Below are 22,238 nucleotides of genomic sequence, written 5' to 3' on the forward strand. Positions count from 1 at the left end.
TCTTTGGAACATCATTTTTTTGATTTAGCTCAATAATTTTATATCAATTCTCTCGTAATTGCCCCAGATTTGTCCCATTTTATTTTTCACTTTAAGAGTTTTACTATAGGAAATATTTTGAGATCCTTATAAACCCCGTATTTAACTTTGAGAGCAACCTAAAAAATCCCCTCTTCTTCTTTCATCATTCCTGCACCATATAATAATGAAGTATTCTATACCCCTTTAAAAATTGGAAGGTTAATCTTTAAATCAGGAATGGCAATTCCACCAATGACTGGCAAATCCTGGTTTACTATGGTTTTGAAAAATTTGAATTTTTCCGAAACTTATCATTTCTAGAGTGAAAATTATTAAATTCCCTTTTAAAAAATTTTTCATTTTTATAATGAGAAAACTCTTTCAGTCAGAAGGATGTTTTACTATAGAGATTTAAAAATTAATGACTGTTTTTTTGATGGAAATATTTATTTAAAGCTGAACTCAAAAATTATTTTCGAAAAAAGTTGTTCATTTTGTGTTTAAATATTTGATTGTAGTCCAGCATCCAAATAAGCAAAATTATGGACGGAATTATTTTAAAAAAACCAGTGAGATAAAAACTCAAAAATAGTAGTCCCAAAAAGCATAAACCTAAAATCCATGAATATATAAAAAAAGCTTTAGATATATGCTTTCCTTGTTTTTTTTCTTTTAGACACCAAAGGTTTAACTACAAACTCATTAGCAGTAAAATAATATGCTAATAGACAAAAAATGATTATTAATATAAATAAAAAGAAAGCCATAACATCACCATAATTCTATCCAACCATTATTCCTATTTATCTTAACTTTTAATATATTTGGCTACAACAGTTACAGAATCAAATTTACTAACTACTTTTCCAATTGCTGTTCCTTTTTTACTCAGATAAATAATAAAAAATATTATATAATTATCTGAAAAAATAAGTCAACTTATTTCTATTCACTTTCTTTTTATCTCGTTTTACACTAAAATAGACTTATTAGCCAATATCGTAAATTAAAGTCAATGGAATTAGATCTAATTCATAAATAATGGAGGTGCGTTTTCAAAATAAAAAAGACCTATGAACAGAAGAAAACAATCAAATCAATTTTTGATACTTTAGTAGATTCTATCACTACAATATTTTTATTTTTACGATAGGGATTTTAATTTAAATACTATAAATTTTTAAGAGAGGATGATAACAATGAAATATAAAATGAGCAAAGGGATGAAAATCATGATAACAGCTTTTATTTCTGTTTATCTTGGTAATTTGATTTTAGATATACTAAGTGCCGATTCTCACATTAATATTTGGTTAGCTCGTATCATTGGACTTTTTGTTGTTCTTATTATTTATCTTCCTTTGAATTTTTTCTGGATAAAAAATTCAAAAAATTAGAATGATTAATAAATTACTTGGAGAAATTAAATGATTTATAGAATTGGTTATTACATTGCTGTTATAGGATTAGTCATTATGATGTTCGGTTTTAAAAGTTTTTATTCACAACTGAATAAATGGAGTCGTTTTGGCTTTATCTTTTTAACTCTAGGCCTTGCATTTCCAATAGTTTATGATTTTATTATTGGATTTATAAATGGTTTATTAAAAAATATTTAAATCATAATTTTTTAAAGAAAGGGCACTTTTAACAAGTGTAAGTATAATATTATGGGAATTGTGACACCAACACCTACTCCACCTCCTTCAAATGATAACTTTTTTAAGCAAATAGAGAAATTACAAGCCAATTTTTCAAAGGAAGATAATAAAATTTGGACTGATGTCAATAAAGAATATAAAAAACTAAAGAATAAAAAGTCCAAAACAGAGCAGCATGAAAAATAAAACAATAATAAAAGCAGTTTTTTAGTATGATTACTGCTTTTATTATTTCCTCCAAAACTGTTGTTTTACCTCTGTGTCGGTAGATTGTCGTTCTTTTGTCGTCTATCTGTCGTGTACATATTTTAAAAAATAGTTTATTATATATTCATGAATAAATATAGAGTTGCTGAGTTAAGAAAAAAAAGAGGTTGGACGCAAGAAGTGCTGGCTGAGAAAGCAAATATAACTGTTAGAACGATTCAGAGAATAGAAAATGGAACGGATGTTAGTTTAGATACTTTAGCATCAATATCTAATGCTCTTTTAGTTCCCGTAAGTGAACTATTTGAAAGAATTGAGGAAGAAGCAAAAGAGGTAAAAATCATGGATATGTCTAAAGAACAGCTTATTCAACTGAAATATAGACAAACTATAACCGTCTCAATTACTTTATTGGTTATAGCAGCTATACTTTTGGTTATGTCAATTTTAGGTGTTGAAATCAATGAATTAGCATCTGGCTATAACATTACACTTTCTTGGCTGGCATGGGTAAGTTTATTATTATTGTTAATAGGTCTAGCAAATTATTATTTAGGAGTTAAATTAAATGAAACGTTAGACCAAAAGTACCCTCTTACTAAGGGCATAAAATTAAAAGAAAAAAAAGAACGCTTTGAAAACTTTTGGCAATTTTTTTCAATTTATTGGTGGATGATTTTCCCAATTTTTGGTTTTATAACTTGGTTCATTTCTTTCTTTAATAATCTATAAATTTTTTATCGAGCGAACAGACAATATAATTATTATAAAAAGTTACTGGCAAGCAACGGGTTTGTTTACACAAACCTCAAAAAGTACGTAACGTACATTTTTGTTTAGGAGTACCTAATCCCCCTTATATCAACAATCAAATAATACTTTTGATTTGATAAATGTCGTTACGCTCGATAAAAAAATAATAGCAATGACACTCTAAATAGAGTGTTTTGAATAAAACTCGCTTTCGCTCGTGGTAACGTTGAATAGATAAATCTTTTATCTCACATTTTTAAAAATAAAATGATAAAGTAAGAGAAAACAAAACAAAAAGAGAGGGTATAAGAAGTTATATATATAATTGTCTAAAACAACACTTCCTAAATGGGAATTGGCATGCTATTTAACAGATGTCAAAAGGAATGTTGACTCAAACATAGTATACTAGAGGAAAGAAAAGATAAAAAGGAGACTACTATGAAACTACGTCCTATAGAAACGGCTGATTTTCCATTAATTGTAAAAAAATATGTCGACGTATTTGCTGCCGAGCCTTGGAATGAAACCCATGATCCTACTCAAATCAATGAATACGTTCAAAATCTTTACGCAATGAATACCTTTATCGGATTTATTGCACACGATGACCACTCTAATGGTTTTATTGGCGTTGCTCTCGGCTTTATTAAACCATGGTATCAAGGCACCGAGTATATTCTAGATACATTTTTTATTGACAATACCAAGCAGCATTCCGGATTAGGTACGATATTTTTAAAACATGTAAAACAAGAGTTACACATACGTTCAATCTCTGCAATCATGCTCGATACAGACCGTAGCACACCAGCTGAAAATTTCTATACTAAAAATGGCTTTGAAGCGTTAGAAGAATCAGTTCTAATGGTAAGCAGTACGACGGAGGTCTAACTACTATTGCGTCAATTTATCTTATTGCTTAGCTTTGAAATCATGCAAAGGATCCGCCTGCGCAAGTTCTTTCGGCAATGAAGTCACTATTTTTTCAATATTTGAGTGTTCAGAAAATGTTATTTTCTGAACACTCTTCTTTTCCTATTAAATTTCTCAAAAACATTTACATTTAATGTTCATTAACCCGTAATTTATTCTATGTTCATTTATATAAGTGCTTTCAAGTTATGGTACAATAGTATCAGCGGAGGAATAAAAATGAATATTGGATATGCCCGAGTTTCAACTGGACTTCAAAATTTAGATTTACAAAAAGATAGCCTTGAAAAATATAATTGTGAAAAAATATTTACTGACCATATGTCAGGAAGTAAAAAAGAAAGACCTGGATTAAAATCCGCAGTTGAATTTTCTCGTCCTGGGGATACGATTGTTGTTTGGCGATTGGATCGATTGGGTAGAAATATGGAAGATCTCATTAATATTGTTAATTCTCTTAATAATAAAGGGGTAAGTTTTCATAGTCTACAAGAAAATATTACAATGGATAAATCAAGTTCGACTGGACAATTGATGTTTCATTTGTTTGCGGCTTTTGCGGAATTTGAGCGAAATCTTATTTTAGAACGTTCTGCCGCTGGTAGAGAAGCCGTACGTGCAAGAGGACGGCTGGGAGGAAGACCTGAAAAATTTTCAGAGCAGGACATAAAGCTTCTTAAAACATTAGTTGAAAGTGGTACTCCAATTAAGTCGATTGCGGATTCTTGGGGAGTTTCAAGAACCACAATTTATAGATATATTAATAAGTTTTAGAATAAAATAAATGACCAGCTCACAACGCTTAAGTTATGAACTGATTAGATTTTATTAAATTTTATTTGGTTTAAAAGATCAATTATCTATTTTTTAACAAACACTAAAATATTAAAAAAATGAAACTAGCTTAACCATGTTTATTTCTTTACCTACTGTGTAACTTTGGTATAGTGAGGAACATAAAAAAGACTAAACGATTGATATGCTAGCCTTTTTGTGTCTTCTGCTCAATTTTTTAAAGGTGTTTTTTTTAACTTAAAAGAAGCACAATTGGATAAAAAGTTGAAGGGCTCCAATTGAAAAAATGACTTTCAGAATGTTAAATAAAAAATAGTCATATTTTTTAACTTCTCCATTTTGTCTTTTTTCAAAAAGGATTTCAAGCCAGGTAAAGGATTGGATTCCTAGTATTAGGAAACATCCTAGAATAAATAAATACCCTCCCCCCTTTCCTTGAGTTAATTCTCCTAAGTAGAGAAATGCTGTTCCTAAAATTCCTAATAAAGAAATTACTAAAAGTAAAGTTGCAGTTATAATTTTCATAATGAGTTAAAACATGAAGAAGCTCCATTTTGATAATTTATAAAATTAATTATATAAGATACCAGTAAGATTATATCTTCTGCTCCTATTCCTCCTCCCCAAAGTGTGGTTAAAGTTAAAGAAATTGCATCTACTGCTACATTGAATACCGGAATTGCCTGAGCAATTGCAAATAATGTAAATACCCTTTCATTTTGTTTCTAAATATCTTGCATTAATCGAATTCAATTTGACAATATTATATAGGACACACTTAATGTTTATAAATTAAAAACAACCAATTAGTATAAGATTTATTGGGCATTTTATATAATTCATTCTATTAATTTTTATTGTAACCAAATTCTTATGCTTTATAAAATGCAATTATCTGACGTTCTAGACTGTTTAAAATGTCGAATTTACTATCATTTAATCGAACTGCCCAGACTCCGAAAAATTGACCCCGTCTACATCTTCGAAATATATAAATCAAGGCCAAATATAAGGTTCTTTAGAAATTTCTAAATAATAATAACTATGTTGTTTGTATCCTTCTTTAATAATGCACGATGTCCATTTGGCTTTATCAGATTCCGTACGACTAATCGAAGTAAGCCAGTAAAACGGAAACTCTAGTTTTCCGTCTTTTATTTTTTTTCTACTTTTTCTTCAAATTTTTTAAGTGAATCTTTGATCACTATCTAACAAAAAATGTTATTTACTCATTTACTATTTGAAGTGCTCGCTGCTGTATTTGTTTCAATATATTTTCCCTCAAGGGAATAGATATCAGAATATGTGGTGTGTCCTCTGATATCTTCAGCACTCAGTGTCCAATACCATCTTCCACCACTCTCAGATAATATAAGAATTGAAATTCCCCTATAATAAACCGGAAGTTTATTAACTCTTTGTTTTGATTCACTCAACATTTTAGGAATTAAATCCCAAGGAATTTTATTATAACTAATTGTTTCATCTACTGGTAATGTAATATTATTTGACGATTTAGACCACTTTAGAAAAGGATTAGTAGGATAATACCAATACTCATCCTGTAATTCTGTGACAGGATTTATAATACGACTAACCGCATATACCCCTGTTTGCAAAACTGGGTTACGAAAATGTAGGCTATAACTAATCAGTTGGATATCTTTTTGTCTTAAATCTTTCTTTTTTAAAAGACTAGTCATAGCAGAGTAAGAAGACATTTTTTTCCTAAAAATATTTTGATCAATTGTTGAAATAGATGTGCTTACACCAATTAAGTACCATATCCCAGTTGAGATTATTATAATTAATATACCTATAAACCATCTCTTTTTAAAATTTTTTACTGAAATGGCAAATCCAAAAACAATTATTATAAAAAGTATAAACCACCAACCAAGACTTAAGAAGTAAATTAATTTATCTCTAAATTCAACTGCTTGGTACTCAGACCACCCTAATAAAGCATTTGATAAATTAATATTGGTAACTATGAAAATGGTCAATAGAAAAAAAATACTTATAATAATTATCAATAAAATTAAAAACTTGCTCATTTTTTTCATTCCAGATCACCTTATTATTGAATTTACAAAATCAGTATAACATAAATAGCAAAATATATTTCTTGTATAACCCCTTACAAATTCATATAATTCATTTTTAAAATGAATTATACCCGTTTTTAGTCTCTAAATACTTTTTACAAATATTAAACGATCTCAAACTTTTTATACCCAACAATAAAACTCCCGATTTGTTCCACTTTATATTTTAAAAAAACATTACATTGGATAAATGGCTATAATTCTTTATTTATAAGAATGCAAAAATTATTTGCAAATAACTATCAAGCTTGCAAAAAATAATTTCTAGGAAAATATCGAATGATAATATATACTTATAGCTATAAGGAGGTTATAAATGAAACTATCTGAAGTTTTAGTTAGTGAAAGGCATAAAGTGGGAAAAACTCAACAAAATGTAGCAGGTGATTTATTTCTTACTAGACAATCATTTTCAAATTGGGAAAACGGAAAAAACTTTCCCAACATTCCAACCCTAATTAAACTAAGTAACTATTATGTTTTTTCACTAGATACTATAAAAGGAGACGAATATCTTATGAAGCACGTAAAAAAGGATTATGAACTGATCAATTTAAAGAAAGCAAACAAAAAATATTCATTAACACTCACCGTTCTATTGGTTATAATTATCCTTATGGCAATTTCAATATCTATCTTTAGATTCAGCATACCTGTTACTAAATTTCTAACAATTATTTTATTAATTCTGAGTTCTGTTCTAATCTTACTTTCTTATAAATTCTTGAAATTTGTTTATAAAGATTATAAAGGGGATAAGAATGCTCCCCTGTGGGTTCCAAAAGGCTTTGGTATGGTATGAGCATAAATCCTTACCATAAAAGTGGAAAGTATATTTTGATTGTACTTATAATTATAATCTTCACTCTTTTTGGATGGACCATTTATTCTATGTGAATATGATATTAGTTTCTCAATTAAAAATCCGGCTAAATTTGGCCGGATTTTTTACATAAAGTATTCTTTAATTTATCAGTAAATTAAGAGGTGTTTCATACATCCTATAACCATGTAAAAAGTTCTGTTAATTAAACAGTAGAAATACTGTTACTTGTTTTCAAAAGGATAAATGAAGCCCCACTTCTCCCTTATTTTTGTCATCAATTTCACCACTTCTAAGGTAAAACTGTTGGCAGAAGAAAATTCCTTCTGTTCTATTAATTTTTCCATGTCCGAAACTTCATAAGCTAGCGCTTTTAGTGAATCACCAATTTCTATTATTCTCTCGTCACCAGTTTCAGTCTCTACAAATTTTGCTTTTGTCCCACGAGGATAGTCGTATACTTCGATGTATCCTTTATCTCCCGTGATTAAAACTCTTTTAGGTTGTTTAGCCTGCATTGATAAAGTAATAGAGGCCATTTGTTCTTCTTTATTTTTTAATACGATTACTGATTGTTCATCAACCCCTGTTTCAAAATATTTTACAGTAGTTAAAATTTCAGTGGGTTGAGAATACATAAATAAACGAGCTACGCTTATAGCATATCCCCCTATATCAAGTAGAGCGCCTCCAGCTAAGCCTGGGTTAAAAAATCTATTATTGATATCATATTCTTTGTGACTCCCAAAATTAACTTGAATCATTTTAACTGTTCCAACAAGTCCCTTGTCAACTTCATCTTTTATTGTTTTCCATAATGGCATATGTAAAACAGTCATTGCTTCCATTAGCACTAATTCATTATCCTTAGCCAATTGGATTAGTTCTTCTAACTCTTCATTGTTAACTGTAATAGCTTTTTCCGAAATAACATTTTTCCCTGCCTCAAGTGACTTTTGAATTATTTCTGAATGTACATGATGAGGTGTAGCTATATAAATAATATCTACTTCTTTATCATTTAATAATTCATCTAAAGAGTAATATATTTTTTTAACTGGGTATTTTTTCATAAATTCTTTTAACTCTTTTGAATTTGTACTCGTTATCGAATAAATTTCTCCATGTTTATCACTTAGAGTTTGTGCCATCTCTCCAGCAATCCATCCTGTACCTACAATTCCCCAATTATATTTTCCCATTCTTCTTCTTCTCTCTCTCTATTTTTATGTATGTGCTTTACGTTATCATCATTGTATAGAACTTCTGTAATTTCATTCAAAAAAAAACTATGAGAAACAATCCCAGCTAATGAGTCTAAGACTGTACTTATATATTCTGGAATATCACTATTTTTCCATTGAACATCAATTAAATAATTTCCATGTCTTGTTTTTATTGGCATATTATTTGAAATCCTTAAATTAAAATCAGCATTATAATTTAATAATTTTTTTCTAATTACTTTTATTGAATTTGGCAAGATTTCACAACAAATCGGTAATTCTGTTTTTTTAGGATCATATAGTTTATCTTTTGTTACAAGTAAAACATAATGTTTAGAAACTTGAGCCAACATTTTCTCTTCAGTTTGTATCCCTCCTCTTGTTTTCAACGCTTGAAACTTTCTATTAATCCAATCACAGCCATCAAAAGTCCAATCGACTTGATCTACTTCTTCAAATTCAACTAAATTAAGACCCATTTGTTCACACAGAGTCTTTGTTTCGTTAGACACTGTCACAATTCTAATATGCTTAAGAGAACTTTTTTCTAAACTCTTCACAATTAATGATACGTTTCTTCCTCCACCCAAACCTATAGTTTGCCCATCTTTTATAAGATTTATTGCAAAGTTCGCGATATTTTCTTTCGTTATGATGCACCTCCGTGAAATTTATTTACACATCAACTATATCATGAAATTTTATTTTACGCAATTTTTTAAAAAGAAATTAAATTTTGCGTTTTATCTTATATGTGCTATAATAATATATATAAAGGTTGATATTTATATTAAAAAAATAAAAAAGGATAGATAATGAATATACTCGATCAAATACAAGTTAATTTTCAAAATTTCTTTGAAAGTGAAAAAAAAATAGCTGAATTTATTCTGAAAAATCCTAAAAAGGTTATTGACATGCCTATTGCATTACTAGCCAGAAACTCTAATGTAAGTGAAGCAAGTATTTCAAGGTTTTGTAAAAAATTAAATTTGACTGGTTTTCATCAATTAAAAATTGAGCTAGCTAGAATACAAGACAACGAAAATATAAAAGTAAATAAAAACACGTCACTAAATGAATTAATTAAGAATATTAGCAAAATAAAAACTACTGAACTCATTGCTGCAACTGACAATTTGGATATAGATAATCTACAAAGCATCATTAAAATTATAACTAATGTTAAACTCACTCATTTTGTTGCATCTGGGAATACTATTCCTGTAGCTAAAGATGCAAGTTATCGATTTAATCAACTAGGTATTACATCTGTCGTATTTGATGATTGGCAAGTACAAACAGCTTTTACTTTAAATATGCGAAAAGAAGATTTATTAATAGTCATTTCAAACTCTGGCGAATCAAAGTCTTTGATTAAACTAATTAATATTGCAAAAGAAAAAAAAATTCCTATCATTTCAATAACTAATCATCCTGATTCTCCTATTGCACGACTTTCTAATTTCCATCTAACAAGTTTCAGTAGAGATTATTTCTTCCATAATGACTACTATTTCTCTAGACTCTCAGCAATGTATCTGATTGAATTAATTTTTCTGATACTTTCCCAAGATAAGAGTAGATTAGAAAATATAAAATTGCATGAACAAATTATTTCTGAAGCTAAGCTGTGATTTTTATCTAAATGAAAAAATATAATTAGATATGGAAGGTAGAAAAGGTGGTTGATAATAATATAGATAATACAGTGGATAAAAGAACTGCTTTAGGAATAATATCCATTGGATTTATAAGTTTTTCGGGTATAATTTCAGAGACAAGTATGAATGTCGCTTTCCCCAGTTTAATGAAGTTTTTTAATGTCAGTTTAAATACTGTACAGGGACTCACTAGCTTTTATTTGTTAGATGTGGCAATTGTTATGACTTTAAGTGCTTTTCTAAAACAGAAATTTTTAGAAAGACAACTTTTTTTTATGGCTTTAGGAAGTTTCTTACTAGGTAGCATTATATGTATTTTTAGTATCAACTTTCCAATGCTACTTTTAGGTAGACTTTTTCAAGGTATTTCTACTGGTATAGGAACTCCTCTTTTGTTTAATGTAATTTTGGAGCGTATTCCTCACAAAGTTATTGGATTATGGATGGGTATTGGAAGTTTAATTATTTCAATAGCTCCATCAATTGGACCATCTTACGGAGGCTTATTAGTAAGTACTGCAGGTTGGCGATGGATTTTTATCGGATTACTCACTCTACCAATTATTGCTTTATTCATAGGTAATCGAAATCTTAGTAATTCTATACGTATTAAGAACATAGTAAAATTAGATCTAGTAGCATTTATCCTGTTATCAACAACTTTGACTAGCTTTATTCTAGGAATAAATAGTATAGCTAAAGGTAATATTAATATAGTTCTATTGATTGTTTTCTTACTCGCTTTAGGTATGTATATATGGCGAAGCCTTACTTCCTCAAAAACTTTTCTAAATATTAGAATATTTTCAAATTCTTTTTTCAGTTTTTCTTTGTTATTTTTTGGGATTTATCAATTTTCAAATCTAGCTGTTAATTTTATTATTCCAATATTTTTAGAGAATTCAAAAGGAACTGGTAGTTTATTAGCTGGTTTTTCAATGTTACCGGGTACATTAATTGGAGCTCTTTTTAATCCTAAAGTAGGAAAATTATATGATGCTAAAGGACCTGAGCTTGGGATAATCTTTGGTAATGTATTACTAGTCATCTCTTTATCATTTTTATCTATAAATACAGGTCAGTTATCTTTTCTAACTATCATGTTCCTCTATATAGGATTTACAGTTGGTAGAAACTTTCCTATGAATACAATAATTACAAATACACTTGATAAAATATCTTTGTCAGATAAAACTAATGCTAACGCTTTCTTTCAGACAACAAACCAATTTTTAGGATCTTTAGGAACTTCAGTTGCTAGTCTCGTTGTTTCAAATTCAATAAGTCTAGAAAAAGGTACCCATAATTTATTTATTTTATTGCTTTGTTTAGCACTATTTAATTTTATAGGTGTCTTCAAAATATTAAATAAAAAGTCTTTAGATTAGAGTTCTGTCATTTTTACTGACTTTCAGCTATTATTTATATTGTAGTTACTCAATTTATTTAATATAAAAAATATAAAGTCACTAAGAATTTTTAGTGACTTTTTATTTTATAAGTTTTTCATTTTTTAGATAATGCTTCATGATTTTTGTATTTTAAATTTTGCCCACTATTTTCCCACTAAATTTTATTTTAATTTCAATAATTCAATGCTACATAGGCATTCAGTAATATTCCCATATTTGAAATATTTTTGGGCATTTCAACTTTTCTTATTCTAAATAAGATAATACATAATTTGTGAAATGCTGCCTTCCAATAAAAGAACTTTCGATTATGTTGCAAAAAGTTAAAAGATAACAAAAAACTGAAACTTTTTTATAGTTATAATATTGACTTAATATTTACAATTACCATTATATTTTGTTGAACTGCATGCTAGAAAATATGGATTTTATATAATTATTTTTTTGTAAATAAAGAATATGCTAAATAAAAATTTCCTAATGTTGCTGAGCCATTTTCTTTGACAGTTGGTAAGCGAATATACTTTTCTACAGAACAAGGCAGATCTATATAATTATTAAGCATAGAAATGAATTGTTTTTGTATAAGTGATATCATATTTGGTTTTTCCATTACACCACCTCCCAAAATTATACACTCGGGAGCTAATGCCAATGTTGCATTAATAGCCGCTTGAGCAATATAATAGCTTAAGATATCCCAGATAGGATCATCTGAAGGAATTTTTTCCCCAAGTATTCCTGTTCTAGCTTCAAGACTCGGACCCGCCGCAACTCCTTCAAGACAATCACCATGGAAGGGACAGATTCCTTCAAAAGTAAAATCATCTCTATGACGAGTTATTCTTTGGTGACCCATTTCCGAATGCCCAATGCCACCAATAAAATATCCATTTTGAATTGCTCCCCCTCCAATACCTGTACCAATTGTTAAATAAACAAGATTTTTTATTCCTGTATTTTTCATTTCACCATAGGCTGAGGCGTTTACATCAGTAGTAAAATATATTGGAATATTAAGTGCTTCTTTTAATTGGCCAACTAAATTTATATTTTTCCAACCAACTTTTGGCGTCGAAGTAATGTAACCATACGTTTTACTTGAAAGGTTTAGATCAATAGGACCAAATGATCCTAAACCAATGGCAGAAACTCGATTTTCTTTAAAATATTTAATCGTCTTACTTATAGTTTCTTGTGGCGTAGTAGTAGCAAATTTGAATTTTTTTATAATATTAAAATGTTCATCTGCAATAGCAAGTACAAATTTTGTGCCACCAGCCTCAATTGATCCATAGTATACGGACATAGTTCTCTCCCTCTAGTTCAATAATAGAATCTTTTCTCCAACTTTGATATCAACATTTTCACTCAATGGCAAAATCTCATTGTAACTTGCTGAATTGGTAATAACAATAATCACAGTATCATCGAATCCACTCTTCTTAATTTCTTCTTTATCAAAAGATCCTAGTAAATCCCCTGCTTTTACTTTCTGTCCAACTTTAACATTTTGTATGAATCCATTACCATTCATTGAAACAGTATCTATTCCAATATGTAAAAGAACTTCACCTCCATTTTTTGTTTTTATACCGTAAGCGTGACCTGTTTCATAAGCAATAATAACTTCTCCGTCGGCTGGTGAGAAAAGTTCTCCAGATTTAGGCTTGATTGCAATACCTTTTCCCATAATTTCTTTTGAGAAAACAGGGTCACTTACATCAGACAGAGGAATCACAAATCCATTTATCGGAGCAAGGAGTTCGTCACTTTTAACTGGTTCGATAATAACTTTCTCAGGTTGGTATTGAGTTGTTGCATTCTGTTTATTTTTTTCTTTCGTAATAGATTTAGCTTCCATCCTCCGACCATAGATTGAGGTAACAACAAAAGCAATAAGAAAGCTAATAAATATCGAAATCATAAACTGTAAGTTATACCCAGCTTTAATAGAGATAAAGCCAATTAATCCTGCGGATCCCAGACTAACCGCAAGGACATGGAATAAGCCCATAAATAATGAACCAATTGCTGAAGCCCCAAGAGCAATAAAGAACGGATATTTTAGTTTTAAATTAATCCCAAATAACGCAGGTTCAGTAATACCCAGGATGGCAGATACACCAGCTGGAGCTGCAAGAGCTTTTGTCTTAATGTTTTTAGTAACAAATAAAATTGCAAAAGTTGCACCAGCTTGAGCCATATTTGCGCAGGCCGCAACTGGAAAAATAAAGTCTCCACCAATACCACTGTGTTGATAGTTTGTGATTAACATTGTTTCAATGGCCGGAAAACTCTGATGTAATCCGGTTACTACTATTGCGGAGTAGAAGCCTCCAAACACAAGCATTCCTAGTGCCCCTAATGTGTTATAAAGTCCAACCAAACCATCTGTCAAGCCATTTGATACAAAACGAAGTGCTGGTCCTACAATAGTGAATGTGAGAAATCCAGTTATGATGACTGAAAGCAACGGAGTAAATGTGAAGTCTATAGCATCGTTAAGGTATTTATGAAAGAATCTCTCAAGTTTAGCAAGGATAAAAGCCACTCCAATTACAGGAAGAACTTGTCCTTGATATCCAGCCTGGGCAACTTTAAAACCAAAAATATCCCAATAAGTCATTGTATGATTAGAGATTGCTTCAGCAACATTATATCCATTAATAAGCCCAGGCATTACCATAATCATACCTATAACAGCTCCTAAATATGGGTTTCCGCCAAACCTTTTTGTGGCAGAATAACCTATTAAAATTGGCATGAATGTAAATGGTGCGGCACTCATAGTATTAACAATATCAGCAAATCCTTTCCACATCGGAAACATTTCAACAAGCGATTTCGTCGCGAAAAGATGTTCAGCTGTTAGCGCATTATTAAGAGCCATTAACAGACCACCAGCTACAAGAGCTGGTATCAAAGGAACAAAAATATCAGAAAGCAGCTTTACAAGTGCCATTACTGGATTTTGTTTTTTTTGACTTCCTGCAATCTCTTTGAGATCTGCAGTTGATGCCTCACTTATTCCTGTAAGTTTAATAAATTCTTCGTATACAGTGTTAACATCACCTGGCCCTACAATAATTTGATATTGACCAGCTGCTTCAAAAGTACCCTTAAGATCTGGGTCATTATCTAGAGCCTCTTGATCAATAACGCCAGTATCTTTTAAGACTAAACGTAGTCGTGTCGCACAATGTGCAGCTCCTTGAATGTTATCACGCCCAACTGCATTTAAAATGCGTTCAGCTACCTGCTTATGATTCATAATTTTCTCCTCAAATAAAATGATTTCGCTTACAGAAGTTATTTTATCATTTTTCTGATATATGTCAAGCGCTTGCCATGTTTTTTTATTTTTTTATTTTTACATGCTTATTTATATTGATTTTTTTATAAAAAACGTTTATCATAAATATATATAATTTAGTAAATGAGGAAAAAAAATGAAATGGTCTACCAAACAACGATATCGTACCTACGATAGTTATTCTGAAAATGATTTACAGAGTTTACGCAAACTGGCACTAAAATCTCCTTGGAAATCAAATTTTCATATTGAACCAGAAACTGGACTTCTTAATGATCCAAATGGATTCTCTTATTTCAATGGAAAATGGCATTTGTTCTACCAACATTTCCCTTTTGGGCCAGTACATGGTTTAAAATCATGGGTACATCTGGTCTCAGATGATCTCGTCCACTTTGAGAAAACAGGGCTAGTCCTTTATCCAGATACAAAATATGATAATGCAGGAGCTTATTCTGGGTCCGCTTTACCTTTTGAAAACTCCTTATTTTTAATATATACGGGTAATCACAGAGGCAAAGATTGGGTTAGAACTCCATATCAACTCGGAGCAAAAGTTGACAAAAATAATCAGTTAGTCAAATTCACTGAACCACTAATTTTTCCTGATTTTTCTCAAACAACCGACCATTTTCGAGATCCCCAAATTTTTTCATTTCAAGGACAAATTTATTGCTTAATTGGTGCTCAAAGCTCTCAAAAAAATGGTATAATCAAACTTTATAAAGCAATAGAAAATAATTTAACTGATTGGAAAGATTTGGGAAACTTAGATTTTTCAAAAGAAAAAATGGGTTATATGATTGAATGTCCGAACCTTATATTTGTCAATGGTAGGACAGTATTAGTTTTTTGTCCACAAGGACTAGATAAATCGATTGTTAAATATGATAATATATATCCTAATGTGTATGTTATTGCGGATGACTTTACTACTGGTTCAAAAAATCAGCTAAAAAATGCAGGACAACTAATTAATTTGGATGAAGGTTTTGACTGTTATGCTACGCAGTCATTTAATGCACCTGATGGCTCTGCTTATGCCATTTCATGGCTAGGTTTACCTGAGACATCATATCCCACTGATAAATACAATGTTCAAGGTGTCTTGTCCATGGTTAAGAAGCTTTCAATAAAAGACAACAAATTGTATCAATATCCAGTTGAAAAAATGAAAGAATTAAGACAAAAGGAACAAGATCTCTTACTAGCAGATAATAACATTATTACATCTAACTCTTATGAACTTGAGGTCGATTTTCGTCAGCAAAACTCTACACTCCTATCTTTAATGACAAATGAAAAAGGGGATAGTGCACTTAAAGTTGAGATAGATAAAGAAAATAATACTATTACACTTATAAGAAATTATGAAAAACGTTTGGTACATGTTAAAATAGAAAAAATGAATGTATTTATTGATCAATCAATTTTTGAAATTTTTATTAATGAAGGTGAAAAAGTATTATCAGGTCGTGTATTTCCAAATAAGAATCAGTATTCGATTAGAAGTCAAAATCCGATAAAAATAAAATTATGGGAGCTAAAAAAGTGATTAAACTTGAAGATGTTGCAAATAAAGCTGGGGTTAGTGTAACGACAGTTTCGCGTGTTATAAATCGTAAAGGATATTTGAGTGACGCAACAATATCAAAAGTAGAAAAAGCAATGCAAGACTTGCATTATATTCCAAACGCAGCCGCACGTTCTTTGCAAGGAAAGTCCTTAAAATTAATTGGGCTAGTATTTCCAACTATAAAAAATATTTTTTATGCAGAATTGATTGAAAAAATTGAGCAAGCTCTTTTCAAACGAGGTTACAAAGCTATGTTAGCAACAACAGAACATGATGAGCAAAAAGAGCGAGACTACCTTGCCTTACTACTTTCTAACCAAGTTGATGGAATTATTTATGGGAGTCATAATTTAAAAGCACATGATTATATAGCAATTGAAGCACCTATTGTTGCTTTTGACCGTTTATTAACCCCTGAAACGACTGTTGTTAGCTCTGATAATTTTGAGGGAGGAATTCTAGCTACTAAAGCTTTGATTAACTCTGGAAGTAAAAAAATTGCCATATTTACTGGGAACGATAATACCAATTCTCCTACATATTTAAGGCGTGATGGATATTTGCTTGAGCTAGAAAGAAATCAATTAAAGTCTCATATAATAAAAATTCCTTCTCAATGGACTCTTCTTCGCAAAAAAGTTGAGATCAAAAAAATACTAGAAAACAATGATTTTGATGGTGTATTTTGTACAGACGATTTAACAGCTATATTAGTAAAAGATCTCGCCTCAAATTTAAAAAAATCACTTAATGTGGTAGGTTTTGATGGAACTGAATTTATAGAGAACTACTACCCTAACCTGACAACGATAAAGCAGCCAATAAATGATTTAGCGGAACTGTTAGTGGATTTAATCATACGAAAAATTGATGGAGATAACATTGACATTACATATCAACTTCCTGTTCAGCTGCATCATGGTATAGATTAAAATATATTTCCCTCTTTCAAAAAGACACTGATTTAATTCTACAGTGTCTTTTTCTATAACGTTTTGCGACCCCAAAATTTGAACCCACTCAGTCTATAGATAAAAAGTATTGGGATATCATTCTTGAAAGTGCCAAACTCTTTCCAAGCTAACTTCTTTATGAATCCTGGAAATTTTTAGTTATTGACAATAGTGAAATGAGAGAAGATCTAAAGCTAATTGGATGGGGAGCCGTTAATAGTTTAGAAGGGGCCAATAAGTTTGTTGTTGTTTTAGTTAGAAAAAATATCTACGAAAAAAGATAAAATATTGAAGATATTGCCAAAATTATCTAAAAATAAATCTAATAAATTTTATTAGGCTTAAGCTAATTTAACCTAAAAATAATTCAATAGTTACATTCAAATCTTCCAAGAAAATAGGTTTAGTTCTATATTTATTTAAATACTTATAGGCTCAGACACTTAATAATTACAATATTTACTCATATTTTAGTTAAAACACCGATTTATACAATAATATTCAGATTTTACTTATTTTATTCAAAATTTTTCATAAATATTGCTTTAAATGCTATCTATACAATACTTTCCTAATACATTATCATAAATTTGATTTAATATTTTCTACTACAAAAACCTACTGTAAAATTTACAGTAGGTTTTTTGATAAAGTAGATGCTGTATAGTTTTGCTTTGGTTAGTTCTTTGGTTCATTTTATTTTTATCAATGATACATCTTTTAATTCTAGGTTAAAATGCACTTTATATGTGTATCAAAAATTTCCATTATCTTATTTGAAATTCCTTCTCCGTAATTTTTTAAGCAAAAAATTTTCCAATTTATTACTAGAGTTTTTTCTCTTTTTTATTAATCTGTCATTGATTAATTAATTTTACTTTTATTTAATCAACCCTAAAACATATTTTCATTTTTTTCCAAGACAAAAAAGTCAATAAGCATTTATATTATAACATATCTGTATATCTCTTTCATCTCTTCCTAGACCCCTATATTATTTTTTAATACTTTCTATAGATATCATTCTGATAAAGCAGCTTGACAAATGTCATATAAAAAAATACAATCGTAAACAGGAGGAAGAAAATGGATAATTCAAAATTATTTGGCGAAGCTGCGAATGAAGAACAACTATTGAAAAATGATTATCGTAAGTATCGTGGTGAAAACATGGATATTTATTACAATGTAGCAATTTGTGAACATGCAGGTGAATGTGTTAGAGGAAATCCTTTAGTATTTGAAGTTGGCCGTAAGCCTTGGATTATCCCCGATAATGGCGATGTCGCTTCCAATCAATCAGTAATCAATAGATGCCCTTCTGGAGCACTAAAATATTTGGCGAAGGAGAAAAACTAATGAACATTATTGAAAGAGAAAATCTATTTGAACTTCTGTCAGATAAAGGAGAAGTCATTGGCGAAATGGCCTATATGCCTATGAATAATTCAATAATAATCACTCATACTGGCGTTTCACTTGACTATCGCGGTCAAGGCCTAGCCGAAAAATTAGTTCTTGCCGGAATCCAAAAAGCAAGACGCGAACAATTAAAATTAGGAGCCACTTGCCCCTATGCCGTCAAATATTTCAGAGAACACAAAGAAGAATTAACTGATGTTTTAAAATAAGCTAATCCTTAAATATAAAAGACCTTTTAGCGGGGCCTTTTTTATGTATTCTAAATTAAGCAATAGAAAAAATTTTCTTCAAACTTTACTTTAACACTGAATTTACTTGGTAATTTAAAAGGCTTAATAAAATCAATCGTCATGTTTTCTATAAAATTGTGTTGTAAATTCACAATTTTTTTGCTATAATAATTCATTATTTTATCTAACAAACAAATCAATTATAAGGAGTATTTATGGAGGAAAAATTAGCTGGTAAAGATTACCTCTTTATAGGGTCAATGTTATTTGGACTTTTCTTTGGTGCTGGAAATTTAATTTTTCCAATACATATGGGTCAAGAGGCCGGAGCTGCTATTTCACAAGCAAATTTTGGTTTTTTAATTACAGCAGTCGGCTTTCCCTTTTTAGGAATTATCGCCCTGGGAATTTCTCAAAGTAACGGGGTTTTTGAGTTAGCTTCCCGAGTCAATCGTATTTATGCTTATATTTTTACAATTTTACTTTATCTCGTTATTGGCCCCTTTTTCGCTCTTCCTCGCTTAGCAACTACTTCTTTTGAAATTGGAATTTCACCTTTTTTAAGTCATGAACTCCAAGCTCCACTATTGGCTCTTTTTAGTATCCTTTTCTTTGGGACCGCCTGGTTTCTGTCTAGAAAGCCAACAAAACTCTTAGATTATATCGGAAAATTTTTAAATCCCCTCTTTTTGGTTTTGTTAGGTATTATTTTGGTCATTGCTTTCACTCATCCATTAGGAAAAGTTAGCCAAGCAGAAATTGGTAAAGCCTATCAAGCATCTCCTATTTTGACAGGTTTCACACAAGGTTACAATACTCTTGATGCCTTGGCCGCCTTAGCTTTTGGAATCATTATCATCACAACTATTCGCCAACGTGGCGTAAAAAATCCTAAAATTATTGCAAAAGAAACCATAAAAGCTGGCCTTATCAGTGTAGGACTAATGGCTATCATTTACACCTGCCTTTCTTACCTAGGTACTATGAGTCTTGGGCAATTTGCTATTAGTGAAAATGGTGGAATTGCTCTCGCTCAAATTTCCAACCACTACTTAGGAAATTTCGGCATGATTATCTTAGCACTCATTGTCATCATCGCTTGCTTAAAAACAGCCGTTGGCTTAATGTCTGCCTTTTCTGAAACCTTTGCCGAATTATTTCCTAAAAAAGAATACCGTTTTTATCTCCTCATCGTAAGTATTCTTCCTTGCATCTTTGCAAATATTGGTTTGACAAAAATTATAGAACTTTCAGTTCCAGTCCTCATGTTTTTATATCCCTTAGCCATTATCCTTATTTTATTAGCTTTATTAAGCCCGCTTTTTAAACATTCTAGACTCGTTTATCAGATAACAACTGCTTTTACACTTTTAGCGGCTATTATCGACGGACTCAATGCTCTTCCAGCCAGTCTTCACACAATTACTTTCATATCAGTAATAATTAATTTTGCTAAAGACTTTCTACCCTTTTTCTCCCTAGGAATGGGTTGGATTCTTCCGGCGGTTTTAGGCTTTATCATCGGATGTTTATGTCAAATCGCGATTACTGTATATAAAAATAAAAAGTCTTCAACACTTTCATAAAAGTTGAGAGCCTACAATATATAAAAAGGAGTTTCAAATAATTGATAACTCCTTTTCTTTTACATCAACTCAGATAATTAAATTTTTGATTTTCTCTTAATATAGATCATTCCAAGCACCCCAGAAATCAATAGAAGTATTCCCAACACTTTGAAAAAATCCCTTGGGCTATCCCCCGTTTTAGGCAACTCTTCAGATGTTTCTGATTCCATTGAAGAAGACGAAGTCGACATTACTTGTGAGGATGAACTAGGAGTAGTAATTGATTGGTCGGGTTTTTCAGGAGCTTCTTCTTTAACAGGGATGATTGTATTTATAAAATTATACCCCTCCTGTTGATTCGTGTAATTACTAACAGACACCTCTTTTACATCATAATCGTAAAGTTTCCCACTTTCATCATACTTATCCAAATTGGTAAACGAATATTTCCAATTTTCTTTAGCCGTCACATCTCGTGAATCAACTTTCTCTCCATTCCGATATAACTCAATACTAATAAAACTTGGTCTTAAACCACGTGCATTATTGTCATCAATCCAAGTTTTCTCTCCAGAAATAGAAAGTTTCATACTTGCATTTCCATTTCCACCATTGTTAGGAGTATGAACTTCTACTACCTGTTTTTCAATATTTTCTCCCGTCAATTCTCCTCTATTTTCATACTGTTGAGAAAGCTCTCCATCCGTTGCCCTCGTTGAATAATCGATAATAATCGTATTTGAAATATCACCTAAATTCACGGTAAATCTGTTCACGCCATTTTCTAAAATACTAGCCTGAGGATAATAGCTATCAACATTATAATTCTCTCCATCACTACTATAAGTCACATTAGCTACCGAAATCGAACCAGAAACTAAATTCTGATTCCCACCAATAATATCAGTATAAATAGCTTTCTGGATATTTTCTTTAGCATAATTGATCCGAACCTGCCAATGAATTAAGGTTGAATCATTCTCGTCAACCCATCCCCATTTATAAAGTACCTCATCTTTATCCGGTCCTGTTGCCGGACCAATGTTAACCTCTGTTGTTCCTCCATCTTTCCAATCAACTACTACCCTTGTATTTTCCTCTACTTTTTGTTCATCCCAATTAACCCAAACGGAAAATGAATCTTTAATGTCTGAAGTTGCATTTTCAACAAGTTTTGAAAAAGTAACAGTTACCACCCCCGTAAGATGATTAGCAACCGCCGTTCCGATAATATTTCCAGCTTCATCTTTTATTTCAAAAGTAATATCTTTTGATAAGTTAATAAATCAGGAACATTGACACTCATTGTATCCCCCTGAGAAACGCTTCCCACTGGAATATCAAAATCCCAATGAGCCTGAACATCATCATAAATACCAAAATCTGTTTTCGGATTTCCCAAATCATCAGTCAGTTCATGTCCCGTTATAAATTTATTTCCATAGTCAGCAGCAAATACATTTGAAGGTTTAAATAAATTAATTCCAACCAAGCACATCAATAAACTCAGAACCATTAATAATTTAAATGACTTATTATTCGCCTTCATGAATATCTCCTTCTTATT

The 22,238-nt window shown here is 30.6% G+C and carries 21 protein-coding genes; 14 read left to right on the forward strand and 7 right to left on the reverse strand.

All coding sequences use genetic code 11. The features are described from left to right. Window positions 1-1,220 precede the first annotated feature (1,220 nt). The 6 genes from IAE52_RS08215 to IAE52_RS08240 all read left to right on the forward strand — a co-directional run bounded on the left by IAE52_RS08215 (window position 1,221) and on the right by IAE52_RS08240 (window position 4,352). The gene (locus tag IAE52_RS08215; protein ID WP_017865361.1) at window positions 1,221-1,418 is read left to right on the forward strand and encodes a hypothetical protein; all 198 of its coding nucleotides are present in this window, start codon (window positions 1,221-1,223) and stop codon (window positions 1,416-1,418) included. Window positions 1,419-1,448: 30 nt separating this feature from the next. Further along, window positions 1,449-1,640 carry a hypothetical protein gene (locus IAE52_RS08220; protein ID WP_017865360.1) on the forward strand — a complete coding sequence of 64 codons (192 nt, stop codon included), beginning with the start codon at window positions 1,449-1,451 and terminating at the stop codon, window positions 1,638-1,640. Between the two features lie 51 nt (window positions 1,641-1,691). Beyond that, a complete protein-coding gene (locus IAE52_RS08225; RefSeq protein ID WP_003140242.1) occupies window positions 1,692-1,868 on the forward strand; it encodes a hypothetical protein in 177 nt (58 codons plus the stop codon). 147 nt (window positions 1,869-2,015) lie between these two features. Further along, window positions 2,016-2,621 (forward strand): helix-turn-helix domain-containing protein, encoded by a 606-nt coding sequence (locus IAE52_RS08230; RefSeq protein WP_109990693.1) that lies wholly within the window; start codon window positions 2,016-2,018, stop codon window positions 2,619-2,621. A gap of 462 nt (window positions 2,622-3,083) precedes the next feature. Beyond that, window positions 3,084-3,536, forward strand: coding sequence for a GNAT family N-acetyltransferase (locus IAE52_RS08235; RefSeq protein WP_058204273.1), 453 nt, complete (start codon window positions 3,084-3,086; stop codon window positions 3,534-3,536). Between the two features lie 261 nt (window positions 3,537-3,797). Next, a complete protein-coding gene (locus tag IAE52_RS08240) occupies window positions 3,798-4,352 on the forward strand; it encodes a recombinase family protein (protein WP_109990692.1) in 555 nt (184 codons plus the stop codon). A 1,250-nt stretch (window positions 4,353-5,602) separates the two neighbouring features. Here the strand turns inward: IAE52_RS08240 and IAE52_RS08245 are convergent. Continuing rightward, window positions 5,603-6,439 carry a hypothetical protein gene (locus IAE52_RS08245; RefSeq protein ID WP_058223462.1) on the reverse strand — a complete coding sequence of 279 codons (837 nt, stop codon included), beginning with the start codon at window positions 6,437-6,439 and terminating at the stop codon, window positions 5,603-5,605. A 358-nt stretch (window positions 6,440-6,797) separates the two neighbouring features. On the opposite strand from IAE52_RS08245, the gene IAE52_RS08250 reads away from it, so the two are divergent. Further along, on the forward strand, window positions 6,798-7,283 hold the full coding sequence (locus IAE52_RS08250; RefSeq protein WP_233610974.1) for a helix-turn-helix transcriptional regulator: 486 nt from the start codon (window positions 6,798-6,800) through the stop codon (window positions 7,281-7,283). A gap of 245 nt (window positions 7,284-7,528) precedes the next feature. Here IAE52_RS08250 and IAE52_RS08255 read toward each other — a convergent pair whose 3' ends face one another. Beyond that, complete coding sequence (locus tag IAE52_RS08255) at window positions 7,529-8,506, reverse strand: Gfo/Idh/MocA family protein (RefSeq protein WP_033898703.1); 978 nt, start codon at window positions 8,504-8,506, stop codon at window positions 7,529-7,531. Then, on the reverse strand, window positions 8,479-9,201 hold the full coding sequence (gene rpiA / locus IAE52_RS08260) for a ribose 5-phosphate isomerase A (protein ID WP_327063416.1): 723 nt from the start codon (window positions 9,199-9,201) through the stop codon (window positions 8,479-8,481). The genes IAE52_RS08255 and rpiA overlap by 28 nt, the downstream gene beginning before the upstream one ends. Window positions 9,202-9,345: 144 nt before the next feature. Here rpiA and IAE52_RS08265 point away from each other — a divergent pair, with 144 nt between their 5' ends. After that, a complete protein-coding gene (locus IAE52_RS08265; protein ID WP_033898701.1) occupies window positions 9,346-10,167 on the forward strand; it encodes a MurR/RpiR family transcriptional regulator in 822 nt (273 codons plus the stop codon). A 47-nt stretch (window positions 10,168-10,214) separates the two neighbouring features. Then, window positions 10,215-11,582 (forward strand): MFS transporter, encoded by a 1,368-nt coding sequence (locus IAE52_RS08270; RefSeq protein WP_109990691.1) that lies wholly within the window; start codon window positions 10,215-10,217, stop codon window positions 11,580-11,582. Window positions 11,583-12,042: 460 nt separating this feature from the next. On the opposite strand, the gene scrK is transcribed toward IAE52_RS08270, so the two are convergent. Both scrK and IAE52_RS08280 read right to left on the reverse strand, forming a co-directional pair. Then, on the reverse strand, window positions 12,043-12,915 hold the full coding sequence (scrK, locus tag IAE52_RS08275) for a fructokinase ScrK (RefSeq protein ID WP_109990690.1): 873 nt from the start codon (window positions 12,913-12,915) through the stop codon (window positions 12,043-12,045). A gap of 12 nt (window positions 12,916-12,927) precedes the next feature. Next, entirely contained in the window at window positions 12,928-14,880 is a 1,953-nt protein-coding gene (locus tag IAE52_RS08280; RefSeq protein WP_109990689.1) for a sucrose-specific PTS transporter subunit IIBC, read from the reverse strand. A gap of 178 nt (window positions 14,881-15,058) precedes the next feature. On the opposite strand from IAE52_RS08280, the gene IAE52_RS08285 reads away from it, so the two are divergent. The 5 genes from IAE52_RS08285 (at window position 15,059) to brnQ (ending at window position 20,689) form a co-directional block, all read left to right on the forward strand. Further along, window positions 15,059-16,477 (forward strand): sucrose-6-phosphate hydrolase, encoded by a 1,419-nt coding sequence (locus tag IAE52_RS08285; RefSeq protein ID WP_109990688.1) that lies wholly within the window; start codon window positions 15,059-15,061, stop codon window positions 16,475-16,477. Then, window positions 16,459-17,430, forward strand: a complete 972-nt coding sequence (locus tag IAE52_RS08290; protein WP_109990687.1) for a LacI family DNA-binding transcriptional regulator — start codon at window positions 16,459-16,461, stop codon at window positions 17,428-17,430. The genes IAE52_RS08285 and IAE52_RS08290 overlap by 19 nt, the downstream gene beginning before the upstream one ends. A gap of 1,107 nt (window positions 17,431-18,537) precedes the next feature. Beyond that, the gene (locus IAE52_RS08295) at window positions 18,538-18,810 is read left to right on the forward strand and encodes a (4Fe-4S)-binding protein (protein ID WP_015425977.1); all 273 of its coding nucleotides are present in this window, start codon (window positions 18,538-18,540) and stop codon (window positions 18,808-18,810) included. Then, a complete protein-coding gene (locus IAE52_RS08300) occupies window positions 18,810-19,082 on the forward strand; it encodes a GNAT family N-acetyltransferase (protein WP_021214922.1) in 273 nt (90 codons plus the stop codon). Before IAE52_RS08295 ends, IAE52_RS08300 begins: the two co-directional genes overlap by 1 nt. 236 nt (window positions 19,083-19,318) lie before the next feature. Continuing rightward, window positions 19,319-20,689 carry a branched-chain amino acid transport system II carrier protein gene (gene brnQ / locus IAE52_RS08305; protein ID WP_058203230.1) on the forward strand — a complete coding sequence of 457 codons (1,371 nt, stop codon included), beginning with the start codon at window positions 19,319-19,321 and terminating at the stop codon, window positions 20,687-20,689. A gap of 77 nt (window positions 20,690-20,766) precedes the next feature. On the opposite strand, the gene IAE52_RS11720 is transcribed toward brnQ, so the two are convergent. Then, the gene (locus IAE52_RS11720) at window positions 20,767-21,954 is read right to left on the reverse strand and encodes a collagen binding domain-containing protein (RefSeq protein ID WP_333493600.1); all 1,188 of its coding nucleotides are present in this window, start codon (window positions 21,952-21,954) and stop codon (window positions 20,767-20,769) included. After that, window positions 21,921-22,220 (reverse strand): hypothetical protein, encoded by a 300-nt coding sequence (locus IAE52_RS11575; RefSeq protein ID WP_233610975.1) that lies wholly within the window; start codon window positions 22,218-22,220, stop codon window positions 21,921-21,923. The genes IAE52_RS11720 and IAE52_RS11575 overlap by 34 nt, the downstream gene beginning before the upstream one ends. Window positions 22,221-22,238: the final 18 nt, after the last annotated feature.

This window comes from Lactococcus sp. S47 (assembly GCF_016517475.1).
In the GTDB taxonomy this organism is placed as follows: Bacteria; Bacillota; Bacilli; order Lactobacillales; family Streptococcaceae; genus Lactococcus; species Lactococcus lactis.